The sequence below is a fragment of the Methylobacterium sp. D53M genome, from assembly GCF_053345625.1.
Genome location: NZ_JBKFAL010000041.1, coordinates 1 through 13,567, shown reverse-complemented (window position 1 = coordinate 13,567; position 13,567 = coordinate 1). Strand labels below are relative to the sequence as shown.

Below are 13,567 nucleotides of genomic sequence, written 5' to 3'. Positions count from 1 at the left end.
CGGGGCTTGCGCTCCGGCCCGGTCTCCTACGGCGACCAACTACTGCGCGGAGGCCGTGTCAGTCGGCACCTCGAACACCCAGAACGAGCCGCCCTGGCTGACGAGTTTGGTTTGATCGGCCATGTCGCCGCCCCAGAGCGGCACGGCGCCGCCGTAGCCCGAGGCGATGCCGATGTACTGCTTGCCGCCGTCCTCCCAGGTCATCGGCACCGAGACGACGCCGGAACCGGTCTGGAAGGCCCAGAGCTCCTTGCCGTTCTTGGCGTCGAAGGCCTTCACGTAGCCGTCCGAGGTGCCCTGGAAGACGAGGCCGCCCTTGGTGGTCATGCTGCCGCCCCACAGCGGCATGTTCTCAAGATGCTCCCACACAATCTTACCGGTCTTCGGATCGATCGCCCGCAGGGCACCGACATGGGTGTCGAACTTGCGGTGGATGCGGAAGCCCTGGCCGAGATAGGCGGAGCCCGCTTTGTAGGTCACGTTCTCGGTCCAGTAATCCTCGCTCCAGTCGTTCGACGGGATGTAGAACAGGCCGGTCTGCTGCGAGTAGGACATCGGGCTCCAGTTCTTGCCGCCGAGGAAGTTCGGCGTAACCTGGATCGACTTGCCCTTACTCTGTCCGGCCTCGGGGGCCGGCGGGCGCTGGCCCTCGTTCTCGATCGGGCGACCGGTCTTGAGATCGTAGCCCTTGGCCCAGGTGATGTCCTTGACGAAGGGATAGGCGGCGATCAGCGCCTCCGGCTTGTTGATCTTGCCGTCGCGGGCAGTCAGCTTGTCGATATCGGTGAGGATGAAGAAGCCGTTGCGGTCGGCATGGGCGCCGGCGCGGATCTTCTTGCCGTCCTTGTCGAGGTCGAACAGGATGATCTCGTTGTTGCCCGAGTAATCCCAAGCATCGTTCGGCGTATGCTGGAAGAACCCGACCGGCTCGCCGTTCGACGGGTCGATATAGACCTGCCCCGAGGTGAAAAGACTGTCGCCGGGCGAGCGGTAATGGTGGTTCCAGGGGGCCGGGTTGCCGGTGCCGATGATGAAGGTGTTGGTTTTCTCGTCGTAGACGCCGGTCTGCCAGGGCGCGCCGCCGCCGTGGTTCCAGGCCTCGACCTTCTTGCCGTCCTTGTCCGGCCAGGAGGGGGCCTTCGCGTCGCCGGTCGGCGTGGAATCCTTGCCGTTGAGGCGTCCCATATGGCCCTCGACCATGGGCCGCATCCAGATCTCCTCGCCGGTATCCGGATCGCGGGCGTAGAGCTTGCCCAGCGCGCCGAACTCATCGCCGGAATTGCCGTGGATGAGCAGCATCTTGCCGGTCTTCTGATCCTTGATGATGTTCGGGGCGCCCGTGTAGGCGTAGCCTGCGCCGTGATCGTCGAACTTCTTGTTCCAGACGACCTTGCCGGTCTTCGCATCGAGCGCGACCATGGAGGCGTCGAGGGTGCCGAAGAAGATCTTGTTGCCGTAGATCGCGGCACCGCGGCTCACCACATCGCAGCAGGGGCGGATATCGTCCGGCAGGCGTGCGGCGTAGGACCAGAGTTTCTTGCCGGTCTTGGCGTCGAGGGCAAAGATGCGCGAGTAGGACGCGGTGATGTAGATGACGCCGTCATGGACGAGGGCTTGGCCCTCCTGACCGCGCTGCTTCTCGTCACCGAAAGAGAACGACCACTTCGGCTTCATTCGGCCGACGTTCTCGGTGTTGATCTTGTCGAGGGATGAATAGCGCTGGGCCTTCACGCCCATGCCATACATCAGCACATCGTTGTTGGTTTGCTGATCGTTGAGGATGTCTTCCCAGGCGACGGGCTTCATCTCGTCCTTCGCGGCGGCAGGTGCGGCCAGCGCCCACGAGAGAACGAGCAGGGACGAAGCAGTCAGGAAGACATTACGGCGCGGTGATCCCGTCGCAGTCTTATTAGCCATGTCTCTCTCCCTCACGATCCAGTCTTCGAGCAGGATCGTTCTCTTTTGAAAGGCAGCAACCGGTACTGGATGCCCTCTCTTGCGCAACTATGGACAATAACTGGAGGCGTGCCGACATGGACCTTGGTCCAAGACGCTCAAATTATTTTCTTATTAAAATTGAAAAGGAGACAAATCCATTGCGACTAAGTCGGCCTACTCAGTGCGCAAAACCATAAGTGAAATATTTGCATCAACATTCATTGACGCTTGGCAGTCATCTTGTCGATCATAACAAGACTGTCGTGCCCTTCTCTGAGGCGGCTGTGCACCTCTTACTCGTGGATGACCATGCCCTCTTTCGGGACGCGATCCGGCGTGTCCTGCAACTCGGCTTTACCAGAGCAACGATCCGGGAGACCTCCTCAATCGAGGGAGCCATCGAGGATCTCGCGCAGCACGCCGAGACGGATCTCGTCATCCTCGATTTGACGATGCGCGGCGTGCGAGGGTTTGAAGGCTTTCTGACGGTCCGATCCCGCTTTCCGCGGATCCCGATCCTGATTTGCTCGGGGGTCGATGAGCCGCGCATCATGCGCGAGGCGCTGGCTCTCGGGGCGGCGGGCTTCGTCCCCAAGACGGCCCGGCAAGCAACCTACCACGCTGCCGTCGAGCAAGCCCTGGAAGGGCAGGTCTTCGTGCCGGAGGGGGTCGGTCCGCTGGCCCCCGACGCTGGGCAGCGCTCCGCCTCCGCTCGAATCTCTACCCTGTCGCAGGGGCAGCTCAACGTGCTGATCCTCATCAAGAAGGGCCTGACCAATCAGGAAATCGCGGCGCGTCTTGGGATCGGCATGTCCATGGTCAAGACACACGTCACCGAGATCATGCGCAAGCTCGGCGTACGGACCCGAACTCAGGCGGTGATCTTCATGTCCGAGCTCGATTTCGAGCATGCCGGACTCCGTCGGTAAGCCCATGACATGGAACGTGCAGCGTTATCCCAGCGGAGTCGCGCCCGCGATGATGGTCCTTCTGACGATCCTGGCGAATCCTACGTGGAGCCAAACCGTAGAGGATGGATCTCAGGCTTCGATTGGGCCAGGAGATACAAAAGTTGTCCTCGATCTCATCCGGCGTGAACTCGACAGTCCTGAGGCGAAGGTCACGAACTTGCGTCGAAGCGGACCCGTCCACATTTGCGGTTCCGTGAACGTCAAGAACCCCGACGGCATCTATACGGGCGAGCGCGGATTCGTCGTCGATCTACAAGCTGTCAAGTTCGGTCGGGTCCCAGATGGACCAGAACTTCTCGATCCCCGCGTGGCGGGATTCGCTTTGAAGGAGGCGGTCCGCCAAGACTATTTTCGCTTGTGCGTAGAGAGTTGATCGCAACCATTCCACGCCTGCTTTCGGGGATTCGTCGCCTTCCCCGGAGCGACTGTGAGAGGCGAATCACCGCCGTAGCAACGGCCTAGGGAGGTCTACTTTTGGGATCGTCACGGTCGCGCGTGAACCACTGCGCTGGCTCGCAAGCCGACCTATAGCTCGTTGTGCGCTTTCCACTGAAGCTCGGTCTGTATCTGTTCTTTGATCTCAATGCGTAGGCTGTCGGAGGCCAACTTCCGCTTCAAGCTCTCGATCGTATGCCCTGCAAAAGGGCGCTCAGACGACCGACACTGCCGCACCGCGTCGTAGGGTGGGCCTTGCAGGACCATCGTCTTGCTACGTGCCTATAATTTCCTCGCCGGATGAGCCTCTAACGGACGGGCAACCGCTTTGGGAGTGCCGAAAAGAGAGCGCTAATGGCCGTACTGGGTCGAGGCCGTGTCAAAACACATTGATCGTGGTCGCCAGCGCCGATTGGCAGGATGATGACGGCGGCGCGGTCGACCGCTTCAGGCTCGAATGGCCTGGATGAGCCAGGTTGCGCCGAACAGGCGGATCATCCGCTTCATGTTGTATGCAAGGATCGCGAGGCTCATCTCGGTTCGCACGCCTTTCAGGCCCTTCGTCAGGAAGGGCGTGCTGCCCATCCAGGCTTTCAGAGTTCCGAAGACATGCTCGACCGTGGCGCGTCGTACCGCCATGGCGTCAGGCATGGCGTCGAGCCGCCTCTGCATGGCTTCCAGCACCGCCTCGTGCTTCCAGCGCTTGAAGCGCTTGAACTTCTCGGTCGTGCAGCGCGCTCGCATCGCGCAGGCATGACAGGCGTCCAGGTTGCGATAATGATCGATGTCACCGTGTCGATCGGAGCGCGCGTTAGATTTCGTCAGCACAGCGCCGGCGGGACAGACGTAGTGATCGGCCGCCGCGTCGTAGACGAAGTCGGCGCGTACGAAGAGTCCCTTCTTGGCTCGACCCGACGTGTCGGCCCGCGGCATGGCCGGCAGGACGCCCATGCCTTCGCAGGCCAGAACCTCGTCGCCGCTGTAGTAGCCGCGATCGGCCTGGACCGTGACCTCCTCCGCGCCGATGGCCTGCTTGGCCCGACCGCCCATTGGCACGAGCTGGGTTCGGTCGTGGCCCTCGTTGACGACCTCATGGGCGACGACGAGATGATGCTCGGGGTCGACGGCGATCTGGACGTTGTAGCCGACGATGCCGGTGCCGCGCCCGCTCGTCGCCATCGAGCGCGCGTCCGGGTCGGTCAGCGAGACCTGTCCGTCGTCCGCGGACTCTACCTGCTCCTGCATCTCGCGCAAAAAGGCCATCTGGCGGCGTAGGGCGGCGATCTTCTCGCCGATCCGCTGCGTCCGTGCCTCGGGGACGCCGCTGTCCTCCTTGTCCGCCCGGTCGAGCGCCGCGAGGTAGCGGGCGATGCTGGCATCCACCTGTTCCAGGCGCTTGGCGACCTTGGCCACGGTGTAGTTGAGGTCCCGGTTGTTGACCGCCTTGAACTTTGAACCATCCACGGCGACGGTTGCACCGGCGAAGAGCTGCAGATCCCGGCACAGCACCACGAACTGCCGACAGGCCGCCTGGATCGCAGGCCCGTTGTCGCGTCTGAAGTTCGCGATCGTCTTGTGATCGGGAGCCAAGCGACCGGTCAGCCACATCACCTCGATGTTGCGCTGTGCCTCCCGCTCAAGCCGCCGGCTCGACGGCACGCGGTTGAGATAACCGTAGAGATAGAGCTTCAGAAGCGTGGCCGGATCATACGCAGGCCGCCCCGTCGCTGCGGGCTCGAAGCGCGTGAAGCCGAGGGCGCCCAGATCGAGTTCGTCGATGAAGACCTCGACCACGCGAACCGGATTGTCCGCGGTGACATAGTCGTCCAGCGAACTGGGCAGCAACCAGGACTGCCGACGGTCCTGCCCTTCGACGAACCGACCCATGCTGGCCTCCGCAGATGAGGCGGCAAGTCTATCTCAGATGAGACTTTTGACACAGCCTCGGTCGCTTGCGGATCGGCTGCTTGGGGTGGTTTCCGGTCGGTCTGCTTTTGAATGGTAGAGGCTGAAAACGGACCAGGGCTAGCCCAGCCTGAGATCTTTGTTGGGGTCGAACCCATCTCGGCTAGTGTTCCGCGATCCGACCGGTGCAAGCACACCGTCGCGAGCCCGATCCACGTCGGGCATGCGGTAGCTCTTCTCTTCGATCTCCGCGAGTCGGGACGGAATGATCTCGCTGCTAGACACACCGTAAAGCTTCTGGAAGTTCATGATGAGTGGCTGCCACTTGGCAGGGTCGATGCGGTTCTCGTGCCCATCCATGAGCAAGCTCGGATGGACATGGACCCGGGTGATACGAACTTCGAAGGCCGAGATTAGGCCCGCGACCTGGGGATCGTCGTCCATGATCCCGTGTTGAGCTGCGACGACGGCTTCCAGTTGGATGGGGCACTCCAAGGCCCGCGGCGCGGCCACGGTCTGCGATGCGACGGGCGTCAGCCCAGCCGCTTCGAACTTGGAGGGCTCATACGTATAGCCCAGCCGCTGCTTCAATTCGGGTATCTTTTCGGTCCCCGTCAGGCGCGCCAGCCTGTTCACCGCGTCAGCCTGTTTCGGTGACGCCAGGTTGAGGACGCACTGCCCCGTGCGGATCATATTCTGCGGCGTCTGCGATGCGGTCTGGAGACCAAGCATGCATCGCCAGCCGAGCCACCACGCGGACGACATGGGCGCGAGGTTGGCAGTGCCGTCCTCGTTCTGCGTGCTGAGGAGGACGACCGGGGTTCCGAGATAGAGGATCGACGGCTCGATTGTAACGTGGGGATCGATCACGAGAGGCTCCGTGGCTTGGCAACGAACCACGTATGCGACCGCACGATCTGCGACGCTTCCCGCTTCTTGCGGCGCAATCCAACTGCGCTGTCCGCCGTCAGCACTCCTGAGACAAATTGAGGGTCTTCACGTCCGGGCCGGCGCGGAAGCCGGCAGAAGCCGTGATCAAGGACATCCGACGCGCCACGCGCCGGCAGTTCTCGGCCCAGGAGAAGATTCGCATCGTGCTGGAAGGGCTGCGCGGTGAGGACAGCATCGCCGAACTGTGCCGGCGCGAAGGCATCGCCAGCTCGATGTACTATGGCTGGTCCAAGGAGTTCTTGGAGGCCGGCAAGAAGCGGCTGGCCGGCGACACAGCTCGTGCCGCGACCGCCGACGAGGTCCAGGACCTGCGTCGCGAGGCGGGTGCGCTGAGGGAGGTCGTAGCCGATCTCGTCCTGGAAAACCGCCTGCTGAAAAAAGTATGACCGGGGCTGGGGGCGACGAGGCATGAGGTACCCGGCCTCTGAGAAGCTGGAGATCATCCGGCTGGTCGAGCAATCCCATCTACCGGTGCGCGCCACCCTGGACAAGCTCGGCGTCACCCGGGCGACGTTCTACCGGTGGTACGACGCTTTCCAGCGTGGCGGTCTCGAGGCATTGGCGGATCGTCCGTCCCGACCCAGCCGGGTCTGGAACCAGTTGCCCACCGAGGTTCGCGATCAGATCGTCGCTCTCGCACTGGAGGAGCCAGAGCTCAGCCCACGCGAGTTGGCGGTGCGCTTCACCGACAGCGGCGCTACTTCGTCTCGGAGGCGACCGTCTACCGCCTTCTCAAGGCCCAGGACCTGATCACCAGCCCGGCCTACATCGTGATCAAAGCCGCCAACGAATTCCGGGACAAGACCACCGCACCCAACCAACTCTGGCAGACGGACTTCACCTATCTGAAGGTGATCGGCTGGGGTTGGTACTACCTCTCGACCGTGCTGGATGACTTCTCGCGCTTCATCGTGGCGTGGAAGCTGTGCGCGACGATGCAGGTCGGCGACGTCACCGCCAAGCTCGACCTCGCGCTGGCGGCGGCCGGGCTCGATCATGTGCAGGCGGCGCATCGGTCGCGGCTGCTCTCCGACAATGGATCAAGCTACGTCGCGGGGGATCTCGCCGACTGGCTCGGCAGCCGGGGCATGACCCATATCCGCGGCGCGCCCCGCCATCCTCAAACGCAGGGCAAGATCGAGCGCTGGCACCAGACGCTCAAGAACCGCATCCTGCTCGAACACACCTACCTGCCCGGCGGACTGGAGGCGCGGGTTGCCGCCTTCGTCGAGCATTACAACCACGCTCGGGCTCACGAGAGCCTGGGCAACCTCACTCCCGCCGACGTCTACTTCGGCCGCGGCGAGGCCATCCTGCAGGAGCGGGCGCGGATCAAGCGCCAGACCCTCATCGATCGCCGCTTGCGCCACCACGCGCAGGCTGCCTAACCTCTCAACACAGAAGGACCAGAGCCTCCGTTCCTGAGCGCCTCAAGTCGTCTCAAATCATCTGACGACGGACAGTCGAACGTGTTTTCGCCCCCCCACGGCGACGAAGAGTTTGAGCGTACGCCCATCAGCGTGGCGCTGGACGCGGAGCGGTACTTCGTACGGTGGAACCTCGTACGTGGCGAGGGGTGTGCCGAACTGCCTATCTTAGAACGCTTGCGGTTAGAAGGCTGTACCGAGTACCTCGTCGACATCGTCGGTTTTCCGGCCGGGACGGGTCTGCGTGGGGTCGGGCTGTTCTACGCGACGGATCGACCAAGCGGCTTCAACGATGCGGACCTCGCGATCCTGAGCAGCCTGCGAGCAGCGTATAGCTTGGCAGTTTTCCGCTTCTCGCTTTCCCACGCTCTGACCAACCTGCTGGAGGCCTAGGTCGGAACCAGAACGGCGGCGCTTGTTCTGAACGGCCGTGTGCGTCGCGGCGAAGGAGAGTTGATCTCGGCGGCGATCCTGATGGTTGACTTGAAGGGATTTACCAGCCTGGCGGATCGTGAGGACCCGCACCGTTTGGTAGGCTGGCTCGACGAGCACCTCGACGCATTGGGCTGCGATGTCGGGAGGCACGGTGGCGAAATCTTCAAATTCACTGGCGATGGTTTCATCGCGGCTTTCCGCGCGGAAGACGCGGCCTCGCCATGCGAGGCCTGCCGTGGTGCCTTGGCAGCCGCACGCGCCGGCCTCGCTCGCAATAGGGCGTTGGCAACGCGGCGACAGGCAGCGGGTGAGCCCTGGCTGGCGGCGGACCTCGCGCTTCACTATGGACAGGTCGTTTACGGCAATATCGGTACCGCAGATCGGATCGACTTCACGGCCATCGGCCGTGCCGTGAATGAGGTCAGTCGCATCGAAGCCCTGTGCGATGCGACCGGTCGCAATCTCTTGATCTCCGATAGTTTCGCCCGTCGGTGCGAGGACAGTCTTCTCGATCTCGGTGCTTTCCCTTTAAGTGGCGTGTCCGAGTCCCGACGATTGTAGACTGCGCCTGAAACATAAGGCCCACTCGCGTGGGATAATATTGCATTATTATAGATGAGATAATTGCTGAGTAGTCAAATGAAATTTGAATAGACTGGTCAACTGGGATCCCCTGGAGCTCAGGCGATCGAGTGCGCCTTAGAAGTTGTAGAAATTGCTTGGTCAATAACAATCGAAGACTCTCGTGGAACGGTCGCATCGATCAATTTATGGCTAAGTTCATGACTCGGCATTGGGCGGCCAAGGTAATACCCCTGGAAGAGTTCAACGCCAAAAGAAGATACAAGTTCAATTTGTCCAGCATCCTCAATGCCCTCGACAATGGTTTTCTGGGCACAGTTGCTGACCAGATCGACGATATTTTTTAAAAGTTTTGCTCCTCTGGGAGTGTCACAGCTTTGCACAAAAAATCGATCAATCTTCACCATGTCAAAGCGGAGCTCGCTCAAGCATGTTAGGCCGGCAAACCCCGTTCCAAAATCGTCGAGCCACACGCGGATGCCCGCGCGGGAGAGTTCTTTCATCAACTTAGCGACCTCTGGGTTGCCGCTGATCTGACCGCTCTCGGTGATTTCAAGGGCCAAACGTGAGGGGACAATGCCTGCCTCTCGAACGATTGCCTCAACCTTGTCGACGAACCCGGCGTCGTCGATCTGCTTGGCCGAGATGTTTACGCTGACAACGGGCAAATTTGGTTCGTTGGCTAGCAATTGGCAGGCTTCTCGTAGGATCCATTCTCCCATCTCGATAATGACTCCTGTGCGTTCGGCCACAGGAATAAAGACATCTGGCGAAATGGAGCGACCCTGCGTATCCTTGAGACGCATCAGCGCTTCAGCCGCCCAGACATGACCTGCCGTTACGTCGACGATGGGCTGGAAGACTACGGAGATGCTGCCATTGGTCAGGGCCGATCGCAAAATCTCGGCGCTTAGGTCGTCGCCAGCGCTCTCTTCGAGCATTCGGCTATCGAACATCCGAACGCGGTCGCGACCCTCATCCTTTGCGACGTAGAGCGCAAGGTCCGCGGCTGTCACTGTGCGCTCCGGCTTCTCTCCTGCTACGTCCACGGAATATGCCCCGCCGATGCTGACGGTAACCGTTGCTCTTTGGTCGCGCCGCGCCGCGTGAGGCAGGCTCAGCCTCTCGACCGCCTGACGGATTTCTTCCGAAAGGGCGAGAACCTGTTTGGCCGAGCTGGCCGGAAGCAGCGCGACGAACTCCTCTCCGCCGAAACGTCCGAGCGCACAGTGCCAGCGATCGGTCACCTTGCGCATCGTCTCGCTTAACGTGGCCAAGCAGCGATCGCCCTCCTGATGCCCGTAGCGATCATTGTAGCGCTTAAAAAAATCAACGTCGACCAAGATCACGCCGAATGGCTGGCCCAAGTCGAGACTCTTGCGCCAAAGATCCTGCAGCACTCTGTCGATTGCTCGCCGATTGGCCAAGCCAGTCAATGCGTCCGTGATCGATAAGCGGTACAACTCCTCGCCGCGGCGAAGTGCTTCCAGATGGCGGATATCGGCGCGACACGCATTCAGATATACCCGATATCGTTCTCGATTATATTTTAAATTCAAAAACAATGTCAGAAGTAAACTAAACGCGTACAAAGACCCAACGCAGATGATATATATTCCTTCCCGTGCGTATTGAAAGGCCCATATGAAGAATGTTGCGGTAATCAAGCTCGATGATAATAGGGCATAGGAAAAACTAAGATCGAAAAACAAATTTGCCACGAGCATGAAAACTAAGCCATATCCGGCGTAGTAAAGTATTGCTGTAGAATCTGAGCTCTGTGCTGTGAGAAATAGCCAAGCTGCGAACCCGACGTAGATACCCAAAGCGCATTGGAGTTCTAGGAGCCGCGTGTCGACCTTGCGTTGCACCTGCAGCGCGATCACGGCGACGTAGACACCGCCGACACTGAAGCGAAGAGCTAGCGTATACGGTAGCATGTCAGGGATTAGGATGGCATCAATCACCGCGAAGGCGATGTAGAGCAGGCCGACCCACTGACAGGCTTTGCCGATGGCGACACGCAGCGTCTGCTCGTGCTCGGTCCGGAATGATCGATGCAACTCCGGCGAACGGCGCTGAAACCAGCGCTTCCGCAATTCTTCATCGAGTTGCTCGTGTGACGCGATGCTCATGACGGCCCCAGCCTTCCGGGGATGCACTATCAGAGCGAAGTCCCAAAACTCTTAATGCCTCCGCGGATTTGAGAGTCTGTCCGACAAACGGGTCCGTAGATCCCAGATGTGTTCAATGCCATGCAGCCTGTTAGCCATGTGAACCGCCCCCCGTTTTGACCGGACAGGCGGCATAGCTCACGAAGGCATAGGCGTTGGCCTATGGGTAAGGCTATGTCATCCGATCCGACCGCCCCACCGGTGCACGGCGAGATCCTGACCAGCGTTCAGCGTCGACGGCGCTGGTCTACCACCGAGAAGATCCGCCTCGTCGAGGAGAGCCAGCAGCCCGGCTCGTCCGTGTCGTTCGTCGCCCGCCGCTACGGCCTCTCGCCCAGCCTGCTGTTCTCGTGGAAGCGGCGCATGCTGGAGGGCGGCCATCAGGCCGTGCACGCCGACGAGGAGGTCGTCGGCACCAGCCGGGTTCGTGAGCTGGAGCGGCGCGTGCGCGACCTCGAACGTCTGCTCGGGCGCAAGACCATGGAGGTCGAGATCCTGAAGGAGGCGCTCGACCTCGCCCGCACAAAAAAACCGACCTCGCCGCTCAGCTCCTGGGGCGGTTCGACGGGCGGTTCGCGGTGAAGGCGGTCGCCGACACGCTCGGCGTGGCCCGCTCCCACTTGGCCGAGCGCCTGAGCCGCCCCGCCCAGCCGCGCGGTCCCTACCGCAAGCCCGAGGATGCGCAGCTGCTGCCGACGATCCGCGCGATCGTCGATGCCCGCCCGAGCTACGGCTATCGCCGCGTCACCGCACTGGTGAACCGGGCCCTGCGCTCGCGCGGCGAAGCGAGCGTCAATGCCAAGCGGGTGCTGCGCATCCTGCGGGCGAACGGGCTCACCCTCGCGCCGCACACCGCCCGGCGGCCCGGCCGCACCCACGACGGCACCGTGGTGGCGTTACGCTCGAACGTGCGCTGGTGCTCGGATCACCTCGAACTGCGCTGCCGGGACGGAGCGGTCGTCCGCGTGCTGTTTGCCATCGACGCGTGCGACCGTGAGATCATCGCGTGGTCGGCGACCACGACGGGCGTCTCGGCCGAGATGGTCTGCAACCTGATGATCGCCTGCTGCGAGCGCCGGTTCGGCGCGACGAAGACCCCGCACCCGGTCGAGTGGCTGTCCGACAACGGCTCCGCCTACATCGCCCAGGAGACAGCGCAGACGGCCGCCGCGCTCGGCCTGCGGCTGCTGTTCACCCCGGTGCGTTCGCCGCAGAGCAACGGCATCGCGGAGGCGTTCGTGAAGACGCTCAAGCGGGACTATGCCCGCTTGGCGATCTTGGCCGACGCCGAGACCGTGATGCGGCTTCTGCCGGCTTGGTTCGAGGACTACAACACGATCCACCCGCATTCCGGCCTGCGCATGCTCTCGCCCCGAGAGTACCTCAGCCGGACTGCCTAAACCCGCCCCGCTGCCTGTCCGGTCAAACAGGGTGCACTCCACCATGAAACTCCCACGAGCTTCGAAGCGGACCTCCGTACGCGCCAAGTCCGGATTACGATTTGCCGGGTCCGGACGATGTGTTTGAGTTCATCATTCAGCTGAGTGCCCGCAATCCACAATGCAAAATCCCTCCTGCCATCGGCCTATGGACAAAGCTTAACCATTGATTAAGCTTAATCCGACGCCACGCGATCGTGGCCTCGGATCGGGACGCTCCGCATGGCTGTCAGAGGAGTTCTGCTCTCGCGTGAGCGCGAGGGTCTGCGGGGCTTTGCCTCGCTTCAGGGTAAGGAAGCTGCCCTAAATGGAGCCATCTCGGTCCCAGTGGACCTTCCAGAATCCGGCTATCCGGTGGTCGTTGAAGATGTCAGCGCGGCGCTGACAGGGCTCCTTCGGCTGGCGATGCCGGGCGATTACAGCCGCTTAACGCAGTCCGTCATCGATCTACTCGGGCTGCTAAAGGAGACGTTCAGCGAGCTGACGTGGCGGAATGCGGTGCTGCCAGCTGCTCGTGCTCATACACTCGCCGGACTCATTCACGAATGTCCCTTCACCCACCACTCTTTCGTCCGACCGCGTGGGTATCCCGGCGATGCCGGGCTCTTGGACTTCGTCTACCGCCACCCCGCGACGCGGCCCGCGCAAGAGGCCGCGTCGGAGGCCGGCCGAACGGTCATGGCCTCGACGATCGACGTGACCGCCTGCGAGGCCGTGCGGCTACGCCGATCTGTTTTGGCAGGAAAGATTGACGACACTGCGTCGCTTCGAGATCGCCCGCGGATCCTCGCCGTAGCGTGTGGTCACCTTCGTGAGGCCGAACTCAGCGTGGCGCTGAAGGAAGGACGGATCGGACGTCTGCTCGCGACCGATCAAGATGAGATCAGTCTCGCCACTGTAGATTGCTATCGTCAATCGCTCTCTGACGCGATCGAAACCAGTTCTGTCACTGTCCGCACTATCCTCACCGGCAAGGCGGATCTAGGTCGTTTTGACCTGATCTACGCAGCCGGTCTGTACGACTATCTCGACGCCCGCGTGGCTGCGCGCCTTACGCGGGTTCTGTTCGACCAACTTGATCCTGGAGGACGGCTCTTGATACCGAATTTTCTCTGGGGCGTTCCCGAAGAGGCTTACATGGAGGTGTATATGGATTGGTACCTCTTGTACCGTACGCGCGATGAGATTGAGGGATTCGCCGCGGAGCTCTCGCCGGCGTGTGTCGGTCGGACGACCTATTCGGAAGACGGCGCAGGCGTCATCGGCTACCTAGAAATCGAACGTGTATAAATTTGTGGGTTCCGGCCCAG

9 protein-coding genes and 1 pseudogene are annotated in these 13,567 nt (G+C 61.6%); 6 read left to right on the top strand and 4 right to left on the bottom strand.

All coding sequences use genetic code 11. The features are described 5' to 3' along the window. Positions 1–39 precede the first annotated feature (39 nt). Positions 40–1,917 (bottom strand): methanol/ethanol family PQQ-dependent dehydrogenase, encoded by a 1,878-nt coding sequence (locus ACLBYG_RS29745; protein WP_447683870.1) that lies wholly within the window; start codon positions 1,915–1,917, stop codon positions 40–42. A 305-nt stretch (positions 1,918–2,222) separates the two neighbouring features. Between ACLBYG_RS29745 and ACLBYG_RS29740 the strand changes: the two genes are divergently transcribed. Continuing rightward, the gene (locus ACLBYG_RS29740; RefSeq protein WP_447683869.1) at positions 2,223–2,867 is read left to right on the top strand and encodes a response regulator transcription factor; all 645 of its coding nucleotides are present in this window, start codon (positions 2,223–2,225) and stop codon (positions 2,865–2,867) included. Positions 2,868–3,791: 924 nt separating this feature from the next. On the opposite strand, the gene ACLBYG_RS29735 is transcribed toward ACLBYG_RS29740, so the two are convergent. After that, positions 3,792–5,231, bottom strand: coding sequence for an IS1182 family transposase (locus ACLBYG_RS29735; protein ID WP_447683868.1), 1,440 nt, complete (start codon positions 5,229–5,231; stop codon positions 3,792–3,794). Between the two features lie 138 nt (positions 5,232–5,369). After that, positions 5,370–6,119 carry a flavin reductase family protein gene (locus ACLBYG_RS29730; protein WP_447683867.1) on the bottom strand — a complete coding sequence of 250 codons (750 nt, stop codon included), beginning with the start codon at positions 6,117–6,119 and terminating at the stop codon, positions 5,370–5,372. Between the two features lie 116 nt (positions 6,120–6,235). Between ACLBYG_RS29730 and ACLBYG_RS29725 the strand changes: the two are divergent. The 3 genes and pseudogenes from ACLBYG_RS29725 to ACLBYG_RS29715 all read left to right on the top strand — a co-directional run bounded on the left by ACLBYG_RS29725 (position 6,236) and on the right by ACLBYG_RS29715 (position 8,623). Beyond that, a pseudogene (locus ACLBYG_RS29725) lies at positions 6,236–7,588 on the top strand (IS3 family transposase). 81 nt (positions 7,589–7,669) lie between these two features. Then, on the top strand, positions 7,670–8,020 hold the full coding sequence (locus ACLBYG_RS29720; RefSeq protein ID WP_447683866.1) for a hypothetical protein: 351 nt from the start codon (positions 7,670–7,672) through the stop codon (positions 8,018–8,020). Positions 8,021–8,059: 39 nt separating this feature from the next. After that, positions 8,060–8,623: an adenylate/guanylate cyclase domain-containing protein gene (locus ACLBYG_RS29715; protein ID WP_447683865.1), complete on the top strand. Its 564-nt coding sequence runs from the start codon at positions 8,060–8,062 to the stop codon at positions 8,621–8,623. A 119-nt stretch (positions 8,624–8,742) separates the two neighbouring features. Here ACLBYG_RS29715 and ACLBYG_RS29710 read toward each other — a convergent pair whose 3' ends face one another. Then, entirely contained in the window at positions 8,743–10,779 is a 2,037-nt protein-coding gene (locus ACLBYG_RS29710; protein ID WP_447683864.1) for a putative bifunctional diguanylate cyclase/phosphodiesterase, read from the bottom strand. 201 nt (positions 10,780–10,980) lie between these two features. On the opposite strand from ACLBYG_RS29710, the gene ACLBYG_RS29705 reads away from it, so the two are divergent. Beyond that, a protein-coding gene (locus ACLBYG_RS29705) for an IS3 family transposase (RefSeq protein ID WP_447683863.1) occupies positions 10,981–12,218 on the top strand; the annotation gives its coding sequence in 2 pieces (ribosomal slippage) (positions 10,981–11,341 and positions 11,341–12,218; 1,239 coding nt in all). A 261-nt stretch (positions 12,219–12,479) separates the two neighbouring features. After that, positions 12,480–13,547: a methyltransferase type 12 gene (locus ACLBYG_RS29700; protein WP_447683862.1), complete on the top strand. Its 1,068-nt coding sequence runs from the start codon at positions 12,480–12,482 to the stop codon at positions 13,545–13,547. Positions 13,548–13,567 lie beyond the last annotated feature (20 nt).